Genomic DNA, 20040 nt, shown 5'->3' on the forward strand with positions numbered 1-20040 from the left:
CGGCCACGCCGACTGAAGCCGAGCTGCGGCCCGCGAGCCAGCCCCGGCAGCGCCGATCCAGCCCGGCGGCCTGGTCGAACGTGAAACACTCCGGTCGGGACGACGACGGGGGCGTTGGTCGTGTCGCATCCAGAGCAGCACCGTGGGCGATGGCGTCCACGACTCGACCGGCCGGCGCTCGTCGCGCTGCTGTTCGGGCTCGCCGGTGTCGTCTACCGGCTGGTCCTGACGCTTTTCACGGTGCCGGTGTCGAACAGCGACGAGGCGACCTTCGGCCTCGCCGCACTGCACATCGCGCAGGGCCGGGAGCGCCCGGTCTTCCTCTACGGCCAGCACTACATGGGGATGCTGGAGTCGTACCTGGCTGCTCCCCTGGTGGCGCTGGCCGGGCCGAGCTGGCCGGTGTTGCGGCTGCCGATGCTCGCGCTGTACGCGGTCTTCCTCTACCTGATCTACCGCCTGGCCCGCCGGCTCTGCACCCCGTGGTTCGCCGCTTTCGTGGTGGGTCTGCTCGCGCTCGGGCCGGAGCGGGTGGTGCGCGACCAGCTCACCGTCGTCGGTGGGCGGCCGGAGGTGAAGCCGGCGGTGCTGCTGATGCTGCTGATCACCGTGGGGTTGGCTGCCGGCACGGTGCGCCGCCGACGACTCGCGATCGGTCTGTTCGGGCTGCTCGTCGGGTTGTCCGTCTGGTCGGACTGGCTGATCCTGCCGTACCTCGCGGTGGCCGGGCTGGCCCTGCTCTGGGCGGTGCGGCGCGAGTTGCTCGGCTGGTCCGGTCTGCTGCTGGTGGCGGGGGCGGTCGTCGGCGTGGCCCCGATGATCCTGGACAACCTGCGAGCCGGGCCCGGGGACGACTCGCTGTCGGTGTTCCGGGAGGTCAGCACCAAGGCCGGGCCGCTGCCGCCGTGGTCCGACCGGATCCGGGGCGGCCTGCTGGAGGGGGTGCCGCTGGCACACGGGCTCTGCCCGGTGAACGGATGCGCACGCTGGCAACAGTGGTTCGGCGTGCTGTACCCGCTGCTGCTACTGGCCGGCGCGGTGCTCGCCGTGCTCGCGTACCGCCGGGCGGGCGCAACGCCGCGCGGGGAGCAGGTCGGCCGCGCGGCCGCAACGCCGCGCGGGGAACGGGTCGGGCCGGTCGTGCAGCTCGCTCTGGTCGTCGGCGCGGCGTTGACCCTGCTGTCGTACGTGCGCAGCCCGCTGGCCGCGACCAGCCCGCTGGACAACGCCCGCTACCTGTCGGTGCTGCAACTGTCGCTGCCGGCGGTGCTGTGGCCGCTCTGGGTGGCGGCGGTGGCCTGCTGGCGGGGCACGGCCGGGGCGTTCGGGCGGTTCACCGGCGCGCTCTGCACCGCCGTGCTGGCCGCGCTGGCCGCGACCACGCTGGTGATCACCGTGCTCTTCGCGGCCACCGGCACCGCGCCGTCGCGGACCGAGGAGCGCCAGGCCCGGGAGTTGGCCGCCGCGCTGCGCGCCGACGGACCCCACGAGGTGTACGGGGACTACTGGACCTGCAACCGATTGATCTTCAACACGGACGAGTCGGTGGTCTGCGGGGTGCTCGGCGCAGACCTGTCCCCGGGGCAGAACCGCTATCGGCCGTACTGGCGGCAGGTGGGGCGGGCCGAGCGGCCGGGCTACGTGGTGGAGGCCGGCTCGCCGATGGAGCGGCGGTTGCGCGGCCTGCTCGCCGACCGGGCCGACGCCGCGCCGGTGCGGGAGGTCGGCGGTTATCGCGTGTACCACCCCGACACCCCGGTGCGGCCCTGGCGGTAGCTGCGGGTCGTACGCTGGCCGAGCCGGCGCGCGGGGCGCCGCCGTTTCGCCCGTCGAGGAGACCCATGCTCATCCTGCTGCCGCCCTCGGAGGGGAAGGCCGACGCCGGCACCGGACGGCGCTGGGCCCCGGACCGGCTCGCGCTGCCCGAGTTGAACCCGGCCCGCGAGCGGGTGCTGGACGCCCTGGTGGCGCTGAGCGCCGGGCCGGACGAGGAGGCCGCACGGGCGGCGCTGGGCCTCAGCGAGGGCCAGCGGGGCGAGCTGCGGCGCAACGCCCGACTGCGGGAGGCGGCCACCGCGCCGGCCGAGCGGCTCTACACCGGGGTGCTCTACGAGGCGTTGGACCTGGCCTCGCTGCCGGCCACGGCGCAGCGGGCGGCCCGCCGGTCGATCCTGATCAGCTCCGGGCTGTGGGGCGTGGTCCGCCTGGCCGACCGGATCCCGCCGTACCGCTGCCCGATCGGCGCGCGCCTGCCCGGGGTCGGGGCGCTGTCGACGTACTGGCGGGGGGAGCTGACGCCGGCGGTGGACGACGCCGCCGGACGCGGCCCGGTGCTGGATCTGCGCTCCGGCGCGTACGCGGCGACCTGGACGCCACGCGGGGAGCTGGCCGAGCGGACGGTCACCGTGCGGGTGTTGCACGAGCGGGAGGTCGACGGCGTGCCGGTCCGCTCGGTGGTCAGCCACTTCAACAAGGCGAGCAAGGGGCGACTGGTCCGCGACCTGCTCGTCGCCGGCGCCCGGCCGCGCACCGCCGCGGAGCTGGTGGGCGCCCTGCGGGAGTTGAAGCACACCGTCGAGGAGCAGACCGCCGCTCCTGGCCGGGTGCGGCAGGTCGATCTGGTGGTCACCGACCTGTAACGGCCGGGCAGCCGCAAGATTTGCTCAAGGCTGGGCCGGAGCGGTTCCGTAACGGCGACGCAGGAGCCACGGTAGGGAAAACCAGACTCCGACAAGGGAGCTTCGTTGACCCGCGAGACCGCCCTGCTCGACCGGCCCCGCTCCCCGACGCCGCCATCCCCGCTGGACTGGCTGACCCTGGGCGACGCGTTCGAGGCCGCCTGCCTGCTGCGCTGCACACCGCCGCCGACCGCCGCCCGACCGAACGAGGCACCTGCCGCGCACACCCCGGGGGTGGAGTTCAACCGGGAGGACGCCGCCCAACGGATGCGGCAGCTGCTCGCCCGGCTGGACATCCCGGTCACCCACGAGGTGGCCGTCGGCGGCCTGCGCCGCCGCTTCGAGCTACACCAGCTGTGGGTGCCCCGGGAGCACCGGGACGCGTACACCCGGATCTTGGACGCGGGTTGGTGGCAGGGGCGGCGCGAGCTGCTCGGCGGGCCGCTGCCCGGCGCCTCGCCGGCCCGCCGGCGGCTGGTGACCCGGCTGGCGGAGGCGGCCTGGCGTTCGGCGCTGCTGGCCGCCGGGCGGCACGTCCGCCGACACATCCTCGGTGTGCGGCTCACCGATCGGGAGTTGGCCGCGGTGCTGATCCGCAGTGCCGCCGTGCTCGACGTGCCGGCCCGGCTCCGCCCCGGCACCGGCTGCTTCCTGGTCAGCGTGGCCGACGGCTCGGACCGGCAGCGGATCCTGAGCAGCGCGGCGTTGGAGCCGGCACGCGGCCCGGTGACAGCGCGCCGGGCGGCCCCGTCGTCGGCGCGCGGTGCGGTCATGGCGCCGGCAGGTCGCGCAGCCTGCTGAACGGGATCCGAGCACGCCCGCCCGGCAGGGGCTTGCGCGCACTGGTCCGACGGCGCACAGTGCACCGCGTGAGTCGTACCCCGTCGAGCCGGCCCGGCCACCGCCGCGCCGGGCCGGCCGCCCTGTTGACGGTGCTGCTGATCGCGAACCTGGCCGCCGCCAGCTGCCGGGACGCCCCGACCGAGCCGACGACGATCCGGATCGCCACCGGCAGCCCCACCGCGGTCTACTACGCGTTCGGGCAGTCCCTGGCGGCCATCCTCAACCGGGAACTCCCCAACGTGCGGGCGAGCGTGGTGATCACCGCTGCCTCGGCGGAGAACGTCCAACTCGTCGGCTCCGGCGGGGCCGAGCTGGGCTTCACCCAGGCCGACGTGCTGCCGACCAGTCCGCAGAGAAGCCCCACTGTCGAGGCCGTCGCCCGGGTGTACGACGACCAACTGCACCTGGTCACCACGAGCGGCGGCCCGGTCCGCACGGTCGCCGACCTGCGGGGCCGGCGGGTCTCCGTCGGCGCACCCGGATCGGGCACCGAGATCACCGCGACCCGGCTGCTGGAGGTGGCCCGCCTCGGCGGTGACGAGGTGCGCCGAGAGCGGCTCGGTCTGGACGACTCGATGACGGCGCTGCGCTCCGGGCGGATCGACGCGTTCTTCTTCTCCGGCGGGTTACCGGTTCGGGGTATCGAGGCGTTGGCCGAGGCCAGTGCCATCCGGATCGTGGACCTCAGCGAGTGGACCGAGCCGTTGCGCTCCCGCTACGGCCAGGTCTACGTCTCCCGGGACATCCCCCGCTCGGTGTACGGCGTGGACGCGGTGACCACGGTGGCCGACCCGAACTATCTGATCGTCCGGCCAAACCTGCCGGAGCCGTTGGTCCGGGAGGTGACCCGACTGCTGATGGAACGTCGGGCCGAGTTGGCCGCCGCGCATCCGGCGGCGGGGCGGATGAGCCCTCGCTCAGCGATCGTCACCGCGCCGCTGTCGCTGCACCCGGGGGCCGCCGCCTGGTACCGCGCGGCCAAACCGTGACGGTCGAGCTCAGCGCGCCGGGCTCGGTCGCAGCTCGGCGACCGGCTCCTGCTCCGCCGGCTCCACCGAGGGGTCGGGCGTCGGGAACCACAGCGCGGCGACCAGCCCTCGCGACGTCCCCGGGCGCATGGTGAGTCGCCCGTCCGACGCGTCCACGAGCACCGCGGCGATGGTCAGGCCGAGCCCCGCGCCGTCCACGTTCTGCGCGTCCGGGGCCCGCCAGAACCGCTCGGTCGCCTGGCCAAGCTGACTCTCGGTCATGCCGGGGCCGGAGTCGCGCACCTCCAACGCCACCCCGCCGTCGCGGCGGGCCACGGTCACCGTCACCGCCCCGCCCGCCCCGCTGAACTTCACCGCGTTGTCGATGAGCGCGTCCAGCGCCTGGTCGACGGCGGTCGGCACGGTCTGGGCGTACGCCGGGGCGTCGGTCGTGGCCAGCCGCAACGCGACCGAACGGTGCCGGGCCAGTGGCGCCCACGCGGCCACCCGGGAAGCGGCCACCGCGGCGGCGTCCACGGTGACGCGTTCGTTCTCCTCCCGTTCGGCCCGGGCGAGGGTTAGCAGCGCGTCGAGCACCAGCGCAAGGCGGTCGGTCTCCTCCAGGGCGAGCTGGTGCTCGGAGCGACCGTCCGGGTCGGTGAGGCTGGGCCCCAACTCCTCCACCCGCAGCCGCAGCGCGGTGAGCGGGTTGCGCAGTTGGTGGCTGGCGTGCGCGACGAAGGCGCGCTGCCGGTCCATCACGTCGGAGACCACGTCGGCCATGTGGTTGAAGCTGGCCGCGAGGCGGCGCAGCTCCGGCGGGCCCAGGCGGTGCTGCACCCGGGCACTCCGGTCGCCCTCGGCGATCTCGTGGGTGACCGCGTCCAGCTCAGTGACCGGACGCAGCACCCAACCGGCCAGCCCGAACGCGGTCAGCACGCAGGCCAGCACGGCGAGCAGACCGGCCAGGGCGAGCAGCAGCCACCACGCGACGACAGCGCGACGGATCGGGCCAGCCGGGGTCACGATCACCACCGCGCCGAGCACCTCACCTCCGTCGTTGATCGGTACCGCCACCACCACCGGGTCAGTCGTCCAGGGCCAGACCGACTCGGGGGCGCTGGTCTGCTGCCCGGACAGCGCGGTGTCCAGCACCGTCGCGGTCCCCGAGCCGGGCCGCCACCTCGGCGACGAGACCGGGATGTTCCGGTCCCGGTCGACGATCGCCGCGCCGATCCCGTACAGGTCGTCGTAGCTGGTCAACTCCGACTCGATCGGGCCCGGCCCGCCATCACGCAGCGCCGGCCCGGCCAGCGAGGCGAACCGGGTGGCGTCGGCGAGCCGGTCGGCCCGGACCCGTTCGGTCTCGCGGCTGGCCATGGTGGCGGCCAGCGGGGTCTCCAACGCGATGAGCACGAGGACCATCAGCAGCAGGTAGCTGATCACCAGTCGACGGCGCACGTCAGCTCCTCACGCGTCGCGCAGCCGGTAGCCGACGCCGCGGACGGTCTCCACCAGGCGTGCGTCGCCGAGCTTGCCGCGCAGCGACCCGACGTGCACCTCGACCGTGTGTCGGTCGGCCCAGGTGGTGCCCCAGGCGTCGAGCAGGATGCGGTCGCGGGGCACCGCCACCCCGGGCTGCCGGGCCAGCGAGAGGAGCACGTCGAACTCCTTGCGGGTCAACGTGACGGCACGGCCGTCCACGGTCACCGTCCGCGCGGCCACGTCGATGCGGACCGGACCGGCCTCGATGAGGTGCCGCTGCGGCGCGGCGTTCGCGGCGCGGCGCAGCACCGCCTCGATCCGTGCCTGCAGCTCCACCATCGAGAACGGCTTGACCACGTAGTCGTCCGCGCCGAGGCGCAGACCCAGCACCCGGTCACGTTCCTCGCCCCGGGCGGTCACCGCGATGATGCCGAGCTGACTGCTGCGCCGACGCAGTTCCCGGCACAGGTCGGTGCCGTCCCCGTCGGGCAGGGTCAGGTCGAGCAGCACCAGGTCGCACGGGGCGGCGGAGAGCGCGGCGGCGACGGTGGCCGCGTGCTCGACCTCGTAGCCGCGGCGGGTGAGGGCGGAGGACAGCGCAGCGGCCACCCGGCGGTCGTCCTCCACCAACAGGATCCGCACCCGTGCCCCCGTCCGTCGCAGCGCTGTTCTGCGAATGGTGGCAGAAGCGCGCGCAGACCGGGAGGCCGCCCGCCCGCGCTGGGCGGGCTACCGACCGAATACGCGGGTCACAGGCCGAAGGTGTCGTCGGCGATGGCGTCCCGGACGCCGTCGGTGAACCCGCGAAAACCCGGGTCCTCGTGGCTGGCCGGCACGCTGGTGACGGTGACCCCGCTGGCCTGGGTCACCGCGTCGACCAGGGGTGGATAGTCGATCTCGGCATCCTGGAAGGCATCATCGTCCGCCTCGGCCAGGTTGATCACATGCTGTACGTCGTCGGACGGAGTGTCCGGATCCTCGGCCCACTCGCCGCCGGCCCGGTAGCACTCGTCGTACAGCGCGCGCTGGCTGTCGGTCCAGTCATCGTCGTAGCTCTGCATCGCCCATCCCTCCGCGGCCCTTGACCTGAGCATGCCCGGCGGGAGGCGACGGGCGCGGCGGTACCGGCGAAAACCGGGCGAGCGGGCCGACGACAGCCCCGTAGGCTGCCCCTTGTGATCTACAAGCTGCTGTCCAGCGCGGAATGGGACGACGCCCTCGCCGCCGGTGCCTTCGCCGGCTCTGCCGTGGACCGCCACGACGGTTTCATCCACCTCTCCGGCGGCGACCAGGTGGTGGAGACGGCACGGCGGCACTTCGCCGGGGCGACCGGGTTGACCCTGCTCAGCGTCGAGGAAGAGCGCCTGGGTGACGCGCTGCGGTGGGAGCCGTCGCGCGGCGGGCAACTCTTCCCGCACGTGTACGGCCCGCTGCCGGTCGCTGCGGTGGTGGCGGCGCGGGCATTGCCGGCGGACCTTCCGGCCGCCGACGCGGTGGCCGCCCTGCTGGGCTGACCCGGTCGCGCCCGGCCCGACAGTGTCGGACCGGGCGCGTGCTGCCGTATGCGGCTCAGCGGCAGAGCCGGTCGATCTCCTGCTGGAACCGGTCCATCGGGTTCGCGTCGGCGGGGCCGAGCAGGTAGGTCTTCAGCTCCCGGCGGGCCTCGGTCATCGGGTCGTCGCCGGCCCGGGTGACCGTGACGATCTTCTCCAGCTCACCGCAGTCCTTGGAGAGCAGGTACGCGGCCCGAGCCGTCGGATAGTCGCGGCGGAAGTCGTCCTCGGAGAGGCCAGCCGGGTTGGCCACCACGTACGGCCGCTGGCTCTGCACAAAGTCGGAGACCACACTGGACACGTCACTGATCAGCAGGTCGGTCTGGTTGAAACAGTCGAACAGCGCCGGCGTACGGCCGGTGACCACCAGGTGCGCGGTGCCGTCCAGTGAGGACGCGTCCGGGTTGCCGCCGGCAGCGCGGATCGCGGCGACGATCCGGTCGTGCACGGTCTTCGCCGCCTTGGAGCGCGACCCGGTGAGCGGGTGCGGCTTGTAGATCAGGCGGACCCGAGGGTTCGTGGCGAGCAGCCCCTTGACGATTCGCGCACCCATCAGCACCAGCGAGGTGTGGTACGGGTCGTCGTCGAGCCAGCCTTCCCAGGTGGGCGCGTAGAGCACGGTGAACGGGCGGTCCACCGACTCGGCGCCGAAGGTGTGCACCCCGGCGAGCTGCGGCCGGCCAACCTCGACGATGTCCGAGTCGAGGACCCCTACTCCGGCCCGCGCGTAGCGTTCCCGGCCGGCCAGGCCGGCAACCCAGACCTCGTCGTACACCTTGCTGTAGGGGTTGACGCTGGCCTGCTTGTCGCTGTCGCCGTGCCCGACGAAGACGTGCTTCGTGCTCGGCTCGCGCAGCATGTGGATGTTCGCGCCGACGTTTGCGGAGTAGAGCGCCGCGCGGATGCCGCCGAGGTCGAGGTTCATGAAGTCGACCCCGGCCGGTACGCAGATCACCGGCAGCCGCGTGTCGGCCAACTCCAGGAACGCCTCCCGGTTGCGCATCAGCACCACCGCGCGCTGCTGGAGCGCCTCGGTCGGGGCGAGCCACATGTTCGCCTGGTAGACGTCCTTGGCCGGGCCGGCGAAGTAGAGCGCCACCTCGGGCCGGTGGGTGTCCAGCCAACGCTGGACCGCCGGCAGCAGCGGGTCCTGCCCCGCACCCCGGCCCCGGAGCCAGGTCAGCGCGATGATGGCGCCCACCACACCGGTCGCCGCGACCGCCACCGCGGCGGCGACGAAGAACGGCGTCGGATCGTGCTGCACCGCGGCGGCCACGGCCGCCGGCACCAGCAGCAGGTTGAGCAGGGGCATCCGGTCACCGGCGACCGCCGCCGCCCAGGCGGGCGGCTGGGGGGCACCGGACAGTGGACCCAACTCGATGTTGCGCACCATGGCGGAGAACGGGTTACGACGCTCGATCATGGTGGAGAACGCCCCGGCGAAGACCGACACGACCCACACCGCGGCCGGCAGCGCCAGCAGCAGGGTCAACTCCTCGCCGCTGAGCCGCACCTCGGCGGCGACCAGCAGCACGGCGGCGAGGTCGCGGGTCAGCTGTCGGTACGACCAGTGCAGGCCCACCTTCTCCAACAGCAACTGCGACGGGGGTGACCAGCGGGCGACGGCGAACTCGCCGATGATGGCGGCCAATCCGGCGACGGCGAACAAGCCGATCCAGCCGAATACGCCACTGACGAGCATGACCAGGTAGGCCAGTACCAGTAGCGCACTCTGGGCGGCCACTCCGAGGCGTCCTGTCAACGTGCCGAACAACGAGTTTCGCTCCCTACGAGGTTGATGACCGGCTCGGGGCGGGTGGTCCCGACGCCTGGGGGCGTCGGGAACGCGGGCGAACCGAGCCGACATGGTGCGCCGCGCAGCAGCCCGATGTCCCGTGGGCCGGCCTCCAGCGTGTGACTGCGACCTTAACGCGAGAGGGCAGAGAGGTAGCACGTGGGTATCGACGACATTTCGGTCAAAAGCCCTCCGCGTTCCCCCCGAACGGGTCGCGGGGCGGCTCGGCTGTCCAACCGAACCGCCCCGCACACCGCTGTTTTCGCTGCTCAGCCCCCGCTGGTGGTCGATCCAGACGCCGTGGTGCGGTAGCAGATCATGCCGCCCGGAGATTTACGCGAGGCGACGGGAACCAGACCGAGCGCCGGCGCGGCGTCATTGGCGATCGTGTTGGTTCTCCACAGGCAGACCGCGCTCACGTCGACGCGGTCCAGCGCGGCGGCGACCTCGGGAACGGAGGGGACCGGGTCGCTGCCGTCGGCGAACCTGCCCAGCAGCAGCCGATCCGTGGCGAACTGGGTCTGCATGCCGTAGTCGGTGAGGTAGAGGTCCCGTGCCATGACCACCCGAACCCGCGTGGTGACCTGGGGCATCGCCCGCATGACCGAGGTCGGGGCCAGTACCAGGCCGGCCGGCAGGTCCTGCTTGGTGATCCAGAAGGTCACGTTCTTCCGGGTTTCCGGAAGGCGCCAACTCGGCTTGTCCGCGACGACGATGCCCGTCCACATTGGCGCGCCCAGGCTGTAGAAGGCGAGCACCAGGGCGACCGGCAGCCCGAAGGCGAGCACCCGGTTCGCCACGGCGAGCCGCGGCAGCTTGATCACCGCGAGCAGGCCGACGAGCATGGGCAGCGGCACGATCCAGGGCACCCGCCAGAGCACCGCCGCGAGCCCACTCAGGTCAGCGCCCAGCACCAGGACACCCGGGATGAGCAGGACCGTCACGCTCAGCGCGGCGCTGGCGCTCAGCAGGCGCGGGACTCCCGGCCGCAGCAGCAGCGGCGAGGCCCACATGGCCACCCCGGCGATGACGCCGAGCACGCCGAGCCACAGGCTCAACCCGTAGATCTCGCGCGGCGGCAGCACCTCGGCGTACGTGGCGATCACGTTGTCGAGGCCGCTCGTGGTCAGCCGGGTGAGCAGAGCGGACAGGAGCGGGTACGCCGCCGCGGCGGCGAAGCACAGGGCCGCCTCCCGTGGACGGCGCATGACCAGCAGCATCGCCGCGGCCGTCGCCGCCAGCAGTGGCAGCAGGATGACCGCGGTCGTGGTCAGGCCGACAGCGGCGACGGACAGCAGCGCGAGCAGGCCGAGGGCACGCCGGGACCGCGTCTCCAGGTAATCGGTGAGGTACACCCAGGCCAGCGGGACGAGCCCGTGCACGAAGACGCTCTTGCCCTGCGTCAGCCGCGGCAGGTGGTAGGTGTTCAACACGTCCGGCGAGCCGGCCACCAACAGGATGTACGCCAGGGCCACGCCGAAGACCAGCAGCGGACGCCGCGGCGCCCAGCGCAGGACCAGCCGCCACAACGCGAAGATCACGAAGACGGCCAGCAACGGCAGCATGAGGTACCAGGTCACCGAGGCCGCGTGCACGTGCAGGACACGGGCCAGCGCACCGATGAACACCTCGAACGAGGGGATCGGCGGGTTGGCCGACCCGCCGGGGAGGGCACCCTCGGTGAAGAGGAAGTCCCGGAACGGAATCTGGTCGCGTTCGGCCACCCAGACCGACTTACCGACGTAGAAGACATCGTCGAGGGAGACCCGGGTGAGCAGCGTCGCGTAGTACGCGCCGGCCAACGACACGGCGAGCACCACGTAGCCCTGCAACGGCGTGGTCGTCGGGCCGCCGGTCGCGGAGCCGGCGCCCACGGAGGCGCTGCCGCCGGGCATCCCGCCTCGCAGTGACGTCCACGTGGAGACGACCGCGACCACTCCGAGGGCGATCGCCAACCACCAGGTGAGCGAATCGGTGCCGAACGACGCGAGCAGCCCCGCGCCGAGGGCCGCACCGACCGGAAGCGCGTACCGACGCAGCAACGCCGGCCAGCCGAGGCCGGCCGTCGCCGACTCAGGCTCCGCGGCGGACGGGATCTGCTCCTCGACCCTGCGACGCGAGCGCAACCGCCAGCCAACGGCCACCGCGATCACCACGGCGACGACCCACGCGGCGAAGACGACGGAGGGACGCAGGTCCAGGGCCAGGTTGAGGTGGTACAGCAACGTCCACAGGGCGAAGCCGGCGATCGCCGCGTCGGTCAGGACGACGGGCGCGGCGGCCACCCCGGCGTTGAGCCGCCGGATCAAGCCACCGCCGGCTGCGGCCCGAGGGGCGCTCGTACCGTCGCTACGCTCGGTGGGCGTGGGTGCCACAACAACGTCGTCCACTTTCGTCACGGGGCGTCCTTGTCGTCCGGCGGATCAAAGGCGAGGAGAGGTGTCGGCGTGGTGACGGCCGAGTGTCATCGGAGCTTAGCGGAGACGAATTGAAGATCCGGTTCCGCGTACAGCGGGTGTCGCGGGCCTGGTCAGCCGCCGACGGACGCTGCCCGGGGCCGGGGTACGGCGCTGTCGGCGCCGAGTCCGGCGGCCACGGATTCGACCAGGTTGTCGAGGTAGTCGTCGGTGAGCGGTAGGCGGGCGATGGCGAGCCGCCAGTAGAGCGGGCCCACGATGAGGTCGATGGCGGCGTCCAGCTCGGTGTCGGCGGGCAGTTCGCCGCGCCGCACGGCACGGGTGACCAGGTGGCCGCCGATCTCCTGCTGCCGGGTGTGCAGCAGCTGGCGCAGGGTCGCGTCGATGCTGGGGTTGCGGGCCGCCTCGGCCAGCAGGTCCGGGATGATCTGCGACGCCAGCGGGTGACGTAGCGCATGGGCCACCACCTGGAACAGCAGCGCGAGATCACCGCGCAGGCTGCCGGTGTCCAGGGCGGGGAGTTTGCCGTGCGCCGCCGCGGCGACGATCTCCAGCACCAGCTCCAGCTTCGAGCTCCACCGTCGGTAGATCGCCGTCTTGCTGACGCCGGCCCGTCGGGCCACCGCCTCGATGGAGAGCCGGCCGTAGCCGACCGCCGCGAGCTCCTGCATCAGCGCACGGCGGATCGCCGTGGTGATCTCGTCGCGCAGCACCGCCGCCCCGGCCGGGGCCCGCCGCTTCTCGGTCGTCATCGAGGGCTCTCATCGCAGGTCACGCCGGCTAGCGTAGCGCAACGACGGTACGGTTGCGTCCCGACGTGTTTCGGACTACTGTCCTCGCAGCGACGAGGCGACGCCCCGCGCGCATTTCCCACTAGGATTCGATCGTCGCGAGCAACCCCGTCTGCACGAAAGATCGGAGCGCCATTTCCATGGCCACCACCGCGCTGGTCGACCCCGACACGGGCCTGACCCAGGCGCAGCTGGCCGCTCGGCACGGGCTTCGGGTCGCCGGTGAGCGACCCAGCCTCGTCGAGTACAGCCGCCGACTATGGGCCTACCGGCACTTCATCGCCGCGTACGCCAACGCCAAGCTCGTCGCTTCGTACAGCAACGCCAAGCTGGGTCAGCTCTGGCAGGTGCTCACCCCGCTCACCAACGCGGCGGTCTACTACCTGATCTTCGGGGTGGTGCTGAGTCAGAACGAGATTCCGAACTACATCGCGTACCTGACCACTGGGCTGTTCATCTTCAACTTCACCCAGAGCGCGGTCCTGGCCGGCACCCAGTCGATCAGCAGCAACCTGGGGCTGATCCGGGCGCTGCACTTCCCCCGGGCCAGCCTGCCGCTGTCGACGACCCTCACCCAGTTCCAGCAACTGCTGGCCTCGATGGTGGTGCTGATCGGCATCGTGCTGGCCACCGGCGAGCCGCTCACCTGGGAGTGGTTGCTGCTGGTGCCGGCCCTGTTCCTGCAGGCGGTGTTCAACGCCGGGGTGGTGCTGGTGGTGGCCCGGTTGGGCTCCAAGTCGAGCGACCTGAAGCAGGTCATGCCGTTCATCATGCGCACCTGGATGTACGGCTCCGGCGTCCTCTACAGCGTCAGCCTGTTCGAGCGGCTGCCCAGTTGGGCGACGACGCTGGTCCAGTACAACCCGCTGCTGGTCTACATCGAGCTTGCGCGGTACACGCTGCTGGAGAAGGCACCGCTGCTCAACGAGTCGCTGACCCAGCTCTGGCTGGTCGGCGCCGGTTGGGCGCTGGTGGCCGGCATCGGCGGTTTCATCTACTTCTGGCGCGGCGAACAGGAGTACGGCCGTGGCTGACCACTTCGACGCCCCCACCGAGGCGAGCGCGACGATGACCCAGACGCAGGAGCGCATCCCGACCGTGGTCGTGGACGACGCGCACATCATCTACCGGGTGCACCAGGGTGCCGCCGGTGGCACCACGCCGGTGGCCGCGCTGCGCCGGCTGGTCAAGCGCACCCACGCGCCGAACGTCCGGGAGGTGCACGCGGTCAAGGGTGTCTCCTTCACCGCGTACCGGGGTGAGGCGATCGGGCTGATCGGCAGCAACGGCTCCGGCAAGTCCACAATTCTGCGGGCCATCGCCGGCCTGCTGCCGGTCAACCGGGGCGCCATCCACACCCAGGGGCAGCCGTCGCTGCTGGGCGTGAACGCCGCCCTGCTCAACGACCTCTCCGGGGAGCGCAACGTCGTCCTCGGGTGCCTGGCCATGGGCATGCACCCCGACGACGTGGCCAAGCAGGCCGCGGGGATCATCGACTTCTCCGGCATCAACGAGCGGGGTGACTTCGCCAGCCTGCCGATGCGGACGTACTCGTCCGGTATGGCGGCCCGGCTGCGGTTCTCCATCGCCGCCGCCAAGAAGCACGACGTGCTGCTCATCGACGAGGCGCTCGCCACCGGCGACAAGGGCTTCCGTAAGCGCAGCGAGCAGCGGGTGCGGGAGCTGCGGGAAGGCGCCGGCACGGTGTTCCTGGTCAGCCACCAGCTCTCCTCGGTACGCGACACCTGCGAACGGACGATCTGGCTGGAATCGGGCCTCATCCGGATGGATGGCCCCACCGACGAGGTCATCCGGGCGTACGAGGCGTACGCGAACAGCAAGTAGGGTTCCGGCGAACGTCCGGCATCGACACAGCACCTGGGGACCGCGTCGCCCGCGTGGGGGCGGCGCGGTCCGCGCGTTAAGGTTCATTCCGTCGCCGCCCCGGCGGAACCTTCCGTTAACGCATCCGAAGAGAGTGAGGATCCGGCAATGACGCAGGACCAGACCACTGGCCCGGACGCCGAAGCGGAGACCCCGACGCCGTGGCGGCCCTCGCGGACAGTGGCGGTGGTTCTGGCCGGCGGCACCGGGACCCGGTTGGGCCTCGGCATCCCGAAGCAGCTGCTGAAGATCGCCGGTAAGCCGATCATCGAGCACACCCTGGCGGTCTTCGAGGCGGCACCGGAGATCGACGAGATCATCGTGCTGATGGCGGCCGGGCACGTCGACGACGCCCAGCAGATCGTCGAGAAGGCCGGCCTGCGCAAGGTCACCAAGGTGATCGAGGGCGGCGACACCCGCAACGCCACCACCCGGATCGCGCTGGACGCGGTCGGCCCGCAGGACTGCAACATCCTCTTCCACGACGCGGTACGCCCGCTGCTCAGCGGCCGGATCGTGCGCGAGTGCGTCAACGCGCTCTGGACCTACGACGCCGTCGACGTGGCCATCCCGTCCGCGGACACGATCATCCAGGTCGACGAGAACGACTGCATCACCGACATTCCGGTGCGCTCCCGGCTGCGTCGCGGGCAGACCCCACAGGCGTTCCGCTCCCCCACCATCCGGGAGGCGTACCGGATCGCCGAGGACGACCCGGACTTCGCCGCCACCGACGACTGCGGCGTGGTGCTGCGTTACCTGCCCGGCACCCCGATCAAGGTGATCGACGGCTCGGACGAGAACATCAAGGTCACCCACCCGGTCGACGTGCACCTGGCGGACAAGCTCTTCCAGCTCGCCGCGGCGCAGGCGCCCCGGTTGACCGACCACCGCAGCTACAGCGAGGAGCTGACCGGCCGCACCATCGTTGTGTTCGGCGGCAGCTACGGCATCGGTCACGAGCTGACCGAGCTGGCCCGGCGCTACGGCGCCCAGGTCTTCCCGTTCAGCCGTTCCAGCACGGGCACCCACGTGGAGCGGGCCGAGGACGTCAAGGCCGCGTTGACGACCGCTTTCGAGGCCACCGGCCGGATCGACCACGTGGTGGTCACCGCCGGCATCCTGGAGAAGGGCGCCCTCGCCGAGATGGACGAGGAGACCATGGACCGGCTGCTCCAGGTCAACTTCGTCGGCCCGGTGACCATCGCCCGCCAGGCCCTTCCGTATCTCCAGCAGACCAAGGGCCAACTGCTGCTCTACACCTCCAGCTCGTACACCCGGGGTCGGGCCCGCTACGCGCTCTACTCGGCCACCAAGGCCGCTCTGGTCAACCTCACCCAGGCGCTCGCCGACGAGTGGGCCGACGTCGGCGTCCGGGTCAACTGCATCAACCCGGAGCGCACCGCGACCCCGATGCGCACGCGGGCCTTCGGCGACGAGCCGGAGCACACCCTGCTCGCCGCGGAGGCCGTGGCGCAGTCGTCACTTGACGTGCTGATCTCCGACCTGACCGGTCAGGTGATCGACGTACGCCGGGCGCCCGGGGACGGGCCCACGCCGACCGTGCCAGCCCAGTCCGGGCCGGGTCTCCTCGACGCGCCGGCCGCCGCGACGTCCCTGAACTGACGCCGACGGCTGCGGAACCACGAACGGAGCGACATGCGCGGCGACCTGGTCCGAAAGCTGGCTGCCCGGTGTCTGACCACCGGGTTGGCGGTGCTGGCCTTTGTCGTGCTGGCGCTCAGCGGCGCCACCGGCTGGGGGCTGGCGCTGGCCGTCGCCGCGCTGGCCGCCTGCGCCGCCGAGCAGCGGATCCGGCCCAGCGCTGACCTCGTGGCCGAGACGACGTTGATCGCCGCCGCGATCCTGGTCGGCTACTCCCGGCGACTGGACGACGGGCTCGACCTCGCGCTTGTCGCCACCGGGTTGGTTCTACTGGGGCTGGTGCTGCTGGTGGGGCCCCTGCGCACCGCCGGCAACCTGGAGATCCGGGCGGCCAATCTGCCGGTCCGCGCCTGGACGCCGCTGATCGCCGACCGGCTCGGCACCGCCCTGCTCGGGCTGCTCGCCGCGGTGGCGCTCGCCGCCGCGCTCGCCCTACCGGCCGGCGTGGCGCTGGCCGTCAGCCTGCTGGTGGGGGCGGGCGCCGGGGCGGTGGCCCTGGACCTGGCCCGGCGGCGGTTCCGACCCCAGGTCGGCGGCGGGCCGGTGGCCCGGGCGCTGCGCCGACACCAGCCGGAGTTCCTGCTCTACTTCTCCGCGCCGCCCGGGTCGGAATACCAGGTCACCATGTGGCTGCCGTACCTGCAACGGATCGGTCGGCCGTTCCTGATCGTGCTGCGCGAGCCGGAGTTCCTGGCCCCGATCGCGGCGGCCACCGACGCGCCGGTGGTCTACTGCCCCACCCTGAAGACGATGGACGAGGCGTTGGTGCCGAGCCTGCGGGTGGCGTTCTACGTCAACCACGGGGCGAAGAACAGCCACTGCGTCCGCTTCACCCAGCTCACCCACGTTCAGCTGCACCACGGCGACAGCGACAAGGCGCCGAGCGCCAACCCGGTGTCGGGGATCTTCGACCGGATCTTCGTGGCCGGGCCGGCGGCGATCGAGAGGTACGCCCGCGCCGGGGTGCGGATCCCGGCGGAGAAGTTCGTGGTGGTCGGTCGCCCGCAGGTCGAGTCGATCGAGGTACGCCCGGAGCCGGCGCGGGGGTTGGCGCACCCGACGGTGCTGTACACCCCGACCTGGACCGGGCACCACGCCGACGCCGACTACTGCTCGCTGCCGGTGGCCGAAGGGCTGCTGCGCCGGCTGCTGGAGCGCGGAGCGACGGTGATCCTGCGGGCCCACCCGTACACCGCGCAGAACCCGGCATCGGCCCGCCAGCTGGGCCGCCTGACCGAGCTGCTCGTCGCCGACCGGGCCCGCACCGGCCGCCAGCACGTGGTCGGGGCGGCGGCTCGGGAGCTGAGCCTGACCGAGTGCGTCAACTCCTCCGACGCGCTGGTCTCCGACGTGTCCGGGGTGATCTCGGATTACCTCTACTCCGGCAAGCCGTACGCGGTCACCGACATGGGTGACGCGGGTGACCGGTTCACCGAGCGCTTCCCGTTGGCCGGGTCGGGTTACGTCCTGCGGCGGGACATGTCCAACGTGGACGACGTGCTGACCGCGCTGCTGGACACCGACCCGCTGGCCGAGGCCCGCTGGGCCACCCGCCGCCGCTACCTGGGCGACTTCCCGGCCGAGTCGTACGCCGATGCGTTCCTGACCGCCGCCCGCCAGGAGCTGACGCCCGCGCAGACACTCACCGCGTCCGCGCCGGCATAGTCGCTCAGCGGTACGGGTCGAGCAGCGCCAACACCGCCGCCGGGTCCTCCACGTGCGCGTTGTGCCCGAGACCGGGCAGCGTGGCGACCGGTACGCCGTACTCCTTGAGCTGCTCGTCGGTGACCATCGGGTCGTGTTCCCCGCGTGCCAGCACCACCGGCACGTCGGTCGCGGCCAGCAGCGCGGCCAGGTCGGGCTCGCCGACGGCGAAGGCGGTCGGGTCCATGGCGAGACGCCACCGGCCGTCGACCTGGCGCAGCCCGGCATCCACGACCGGGTCGTCCGGCCCGACCAGCCCGACCAGCCCGGAGACGCGCAGGTAGCGGCGAGCCGCCTCGGCTCGGCTGGCGAACCAGCTCACCGGGCGGGCGGCGACCTCGGCGGCACGGGCCAGCTCCGCCGGTGACCAGAGCGCCTTGATGCCCAGCCCGACCACCGCGTCCACAGGCGTCCCGGCGTTCCGGGCGGCCAGCGCCAGGCCGACCACCCCACCGAGCGAGTGCCCGAGCACGACGAGCCGGTCGTCGGGGGCGAGGGCCTGCGCGACCCGCTGGGCGAAGCCCGCGAACGAGTACGACGGCAGCGGCGACGCCCAGCCGTGACCGGCGAGGTCCGGTGCGAGCCACCGCCCCGGCCAGTGCTGCTCAAGGTGCGGCGCCCAGGACAACCACACGTCGCCTGTCGCGCCCATGCCGTGCAGCAGCAGCAGGACCGGCCTGCGGCCGGTGTGACCACCCGATTCATCCACCACGGCCGCAGTCTCCCACGGTTCATGGCCCGTTTACGAGAGCAGAGTGGCAGCACGGAACACAGACGCCGCGGGCGCCGCCCCCTCGTGGGAGACGGCGCCCGCGGCGGTCATCCGCCCGGGTCAGGCGGAGTAGCCCCGGCTGGCGATCCAGTTGGCCAGGTCGATCGTGGTGATCCAGTACGACGGGTCGGCCGGGTTAGCCGAGTCGGCGATCCGCACCGTACGACCGTTGTCCTTGTAGCCCACGACGGCGATGTAGTGCCCGCCGCCGTAGGAGTGCCAGCCGCCGTCGGTGTCGGTGGCGTCCCCGACGACGTTGGCCACCACGCCCCGGCCGTCGGTGACGGCCTTCACGACGTCGGCCTGGAGCTGGTCCATCTGCGCCGGGCTGGGAGCGCCGGCGAACATCCGGGTCCGGTACGGGGAGCCCTTCACCTCGGCGTTGAGCACCCGGGTGGTGTCCTCGGCCGAGTTGGTGCCCATCTCGGTGGTGCCCAGCTCGGCGCCGAGCTCCTCCTGGGTGCGGTCGATGCCGGTGGCGCTGAGCGCGTTACGGGTGGCTGCCGGACCGCAGTTGTAGTAGGTGTTCTGCGCCTCGTACTCGTAGTCGAGCACCTTGGTCGCGGGCGGCTTCGGGGGGGCCGGCTTGCGGGTCAGGTCCGGGTTGCTGCTGGCCTTGGCGGCGGGTGACGCGGCGGTGGTGGCCGGGGCGGCCGTGGTCGGCGCGGCGCTGGCCGAGGGGGACGCGTCCTGCACGTCGACGCCGGAAGCGGCGACGTCGCTGCGCATCTCGGCGACCGTGGTCGCGGTGCGCTGGCTGGCCGGGGCGTCGTCGGCCGTGGTGAGCAGGGCGCCGGTGGTGGTGGCGATCGCGAGGGCTGCGGCCGAGGCGGCGACGATCTGGTACGGGCGCTCGGTGGCGAGGCGGCGGAGCTGACGCTTCAGGGTGTGCTTCACGGGGTCCTCCACGGATCGGGGGGAGAGCGGCACACCGGGGCCGGACCGGTATCCGGGCAGGCGCCAGCGCGCGGACCGTGGTCCGCGGATGGTGAACCGCTCAGGGGAACGCCCGGCGCGGCCGGGCGGTAAGGCGATGACCCGGGGGTCAGCTCACCGTCACGCGACGATTGAGCGGGTGCACCGCCGCGCCGTGGAGGCGAGGGAACAACCGAGGGGTGGAAAGGTGCTGCACGAGGATGGGACTCCTTCCGACACCGCCTACCGGGTTAGCTGACGGATTCGGGCGGGAAGATCGCCCTACCGCGGGCCGTGGCTCGCGGATTCACCCCGGACTTACTGATGGTTCCCCGGTTCGTTGATCACGATTAAGCGGGTCGATGCGGCGTCGCCTATTGCGATCGGTTACCGCACCGGACGGGACGACACTACTGGCCGCTCAGCGCCCTGCCAAGCCAGGTTCACCTGTGCAAACCTCAATTGGCACAACAATTTCTGCGCGTATTGCCGATGATGTGACTCGATGGGACAACCGGTTACGGTGACGCCTGCGGGCGACAACCGGACAGGCCGCCGAGAATGTGACCA

At 72.2% G+C, this 20040-nt stretch carries 17 protein-coding genes and 1 riboswitch; of the genes, 9 read left to right on the forward strand and 8 right to left on the reverse strand.

The genetic code is table 11. The features are described from left to right. Window positions 1-120 precede the first annotated feature (120 nt). From IF46_RS0116590 to IF46_RS0116605, 4 genes are all read left to right on the forward strand, one after another. Entirely contained in the window at window positions 121-1776 is a 1656-nt protein-coding gene (locus IF46_RS0116590; RefSeq protein WP_030489255.1) for an ArnT family glycosyltransferase, read from the forward strand. Window positions 1777-1841: 65 nt separating this feature from the next. Continuing rightward, window positions 1842-2639, forward strand: a complete 798-nt coding sequence (yaaA, locus tag IF46_RS0116595; RefSeq protein ID WP_030489256.1) for a peroxide stress protein YaaA — start codon at window positions 1842-1844, stop codon at window positions 2637-2639. 105 nt (window positions 2640-2744) lie between these two features. Beyond that, window positions 2745-3479 (forward strand): hypothetical protein, encoded by a 735-nt coding sequence (locus IF46_RS0116600; protein ID WP_051723958.1) that lies wholly within the window; start codon window positions 2745-2747, stop codon window positions 3477-3479. Between the two features lie 131 nt (window positions 3480-3610). Then, the gene (locus IF46_RS0116605) at window positions 3611-4510 is read left to right on the forward strand and encodes a TAXI family TRAP transporter solute-binding subunit (protein WP_420063574.1); all 900 of its coding nucleotides are present in this window, start codon (window positions 3611-3613) and stop codon (window positions 4508-4510) included. A gap of 9 nt (window positions 4511-4519) precedes the next feature. On the opposite strand, the gene IF46_RS0116610 is transcribed toward IF46_RS0116605, so the two are convergent. The 3 genes from IF46_RS0116610 to IF46_RS0116620 all read right to left on the reverse strand — a co-directional run bounded on the left by IF46_RS0116610 (window position 4520) and on the right by IF46_RS0116620 (window position 7035). Beyond that, entirely contained in the window at window positions 4520-5950 is a 1431-nt protein-coding gene (locus IF46_RS0116610; protein ID WP_030489259.1) for a sensor histidine kinase, read from the reverse strand. 9 nt (window positions 5951-5959) lie between these two features. Further along, window positions 5960-6616 (reverse strand): response regulator transcription factor, encoded by a 657-nt coding sequence (locus IF46_RS0116615; protein WP_030489260.1) that lies wholly within the window; start codon window positions 6614-6616, stop codon window positions 5960-5962. Window positions 6617-6723: 107 nt separating this feature from the next. Then, a complete protein-coding gene (locus IF46_RS0116620; protein WP_030489261.1) occupies window positions 6724-7035 on the reverse strand; it encodes a hypothetical protein in 312 nt (103 codons plus the stop codon). A gap of 114 nt (window positions 7036-7149) precedes the next feature. Between IF46_RS0116620 and IF46_RS0116625 the strand changes: the two genes are divergently transcribed. Continuing rightward, on the forward strand, window positions 7150-7488 hold the full coding sequence (locus IF46_RS0116625) for a DUF952 domain-containing protein (RefSeq protein WP_030489262.1): 339 nt from the start codon (window positions 7150-7152) through the stop codon (window positions 7486-7488). A gap of 55 nt (window positions 7489-7543) precedes the next feature. On the opposite strand, the gene IF46_RS0116630 is transcribed toward IF46_RS0116625, so the two are convergent. The 3 genes from IF46_RS0116630 to IF46_RS0116640 all read right to left on the reverse strand — a co-directional run bounded on the left by IF46_RS0116630 (window position 7544) and on the right by IF46_RS0116640 (window position 12491). After that, window positions 7544-9301 (reverse strand): CDP-glycerol glycerophosphotransferase family protein, encoded by a 1758-nt coding sequence (locus IF46_RS0116630; protein WP_030489263.1) that lies wholly within the window; start codon window positions 9299-9301, stop codon window positions 7544-7546. A gap of 290 nt (window positions 9302-9591) precedes the next feature. Then, entirely contained in the window at window positions 9592-11721 is a 2130-nt protein-coding gene (locus tag IF46_RS0116635; RefSeq protein WP_157563099.1) for a DUF6077 domain-containing protein, read from the reverse strand. 131 nt (window positions 11722-11852) lie between these two features. Further along, the gene (locus IF46_RS0116640; protein WP_030489265.1) at window positions 11853-12491 is read right to left on the reverse strand and encodes a TetR/AcrR family transcriptional regulator; all 639 of its coding nucleotides are present in this window, start codon (window positions 12489-12491) and stop codon (window positions 11853-11855) included. A 179-nt stretch (window positions 12492-12670) separates the two neighbouring features. On the opposite strand from IF46_RS0116640, the gene IF46_RS0116645 reads away from it, so the two are divergent. The 4 genes from IF46_RS0116645 to IF46_RS0116660 all read left to right on the forward strand — a co-directional run bounded on the left by IF46_RS0116645 (window position 12671) and on the right by IF46_RS0116660 (window position 17744). Then, window positions 12671-13564 (forward strand): ABC transporter permease, encoded by an 894-nt coding sequence (locus IF46_RS0116645; RefSeq protein ID WP_030489266.1) that lies wholly within the window; start codon window positions 12671-12673, stop codon window positions 13562-13564. 34 nt (window positions 13565-13598) lie between these two features. Beyond that, window positions 13599-14375 carry an ABC transporter ATP-binding protein gene (locus IF46_RS0116650; RefSeq protein WP_036392324.1) on the forward strand — a complete coding sequence of 259 codons (777 nt, stop codon included), beginning with the start codon at window positions 13599-13601 and terminating at the stop codon, window positions 14373-14375. Between the two features lie 147 nt (window positions 14376-14522). Then, window positions 14523-16040 carry a bifunctional cytidylyltransferase/SDR family oxidoreductase gene (locus IF46_RS0116655; RefSeq protein ID WP_030489268.1) on the forward strand — a complete coding sequence of 506 codons (1518 nt, stop codon included), beginning with the start codon at window positions 14523-14525 and terminating at the stop codon, window positions 16038-16040. A 33-nt stretch (window positions 16041-16073) separates the two neighbouring features. Further along, on the forward strand, window positions 16074-17744 hold the full coding sequence (locus IF46_RS0116660) for a CDP-glycerol glycerophosphotransferase family protein (RefSeq protein WP_030489269.1): 1671 nt from the start codon (window positions 16074-16076) through the stop codon (window positions 17742-17744). Between the two features lie 4 nt (window positions 17745-17748). Here IF46_RS0116660 and IF46_RS0116665 read toward each other — a convergent pair whose 3' ends face one another. Then, a complete protein-coding gene (locus tag IF46_RS0116665; protein ID WP_030489270.1) occupies window positions 17749-18495 on the reverse strand; it encodes an alpha/beta fold hydrolase in 747 nt (248 codons plus the stop codon). A 120-nt stretch (window positions 18496-18615) separates the two neighbouring features. Then, window positions 18616-19464, reverse strand: a complete 849-nt coding sequence (locus IF46_RS0116670) for a C39 family peptidase (protein ID WP_030489271.1) — start codon at window positions 19462-19464, stop codon at window positions 18616-18618. A gap of 231 nt (window positions 19465-19695) precedes the next feature. After that, a riboswitch (cyclic di-AMP (ydaO/yuaA leader) is annotated at window positions 19696-19837 on the reverse strand. Between the last annotated feature and the right edge of the window lie 203 nt (window positions 19838-20040).

This window comes from Micromonospora chokoriensis, assembly GCF_000718555.1.
GTDB lineage: Bacteria > Actinomycetota > Actinomycetes > Mycobacteriales > Micromonosporaceae > Micromonospora > Micromonospora chokoriensis_B.

What these genes read in the sequence shown, in the direction of transcription:
- IF46_RS0116645 (WP_030489266.1), top strand. Translation starts at nt 12,671, where the DNA reads ATGGCCACCACCGCGCTGGTCGACCCCGACACGGGCCTGACCCAGGCG.
- IF46_RS0116655 (WP_030489268.1), top strand. Translation starts at nt 14,523, where the DNA reads ATGACGCAGGACCAGACCACTGGCCCGGACGCCGAAGCGGAGACCCCG.
- IF46_RS0116640 (WP_030489265.1), bottom strand. Translation starts at nt 12,491, where the DNA reads ATGACGACCGAGAAGCGGCGGGCCCCGGCCGGGGCGGCGGTGCTGCGC.
- IF46_RS0116620 (WP_030489261.1), bottom strand. Translation starts at nt 7,035, where the DNA reads ATGCAGAGCTACGACGATGACTGGACCGACAGCCAGCGCGCGCTGTAC.
- IF46_RS0116660 (WP_030489269.1), top strand. Translation starts at nt 16,074, where the DNA reads ATGCGCGGCGACCTGGTCCGAAAGCTGGCTGCCCGGTGTCTGACCACC.
- IF46_RS0116650 (WP_036392324.1), top strand. Translation starts at nt 13,599, where the DNA reads ATGACCCAGACGCAGGAGCGCATCCCGACCGTGGTCGTGGACGACGCG.
- yaaA (WP_030489256.1), top strand. Translation starts at nt 1,842, where the DNA reads ATGCTCATCCTGCTGCCGCCCTCGGAGGGGAAGGCCGACGCCGGCACC.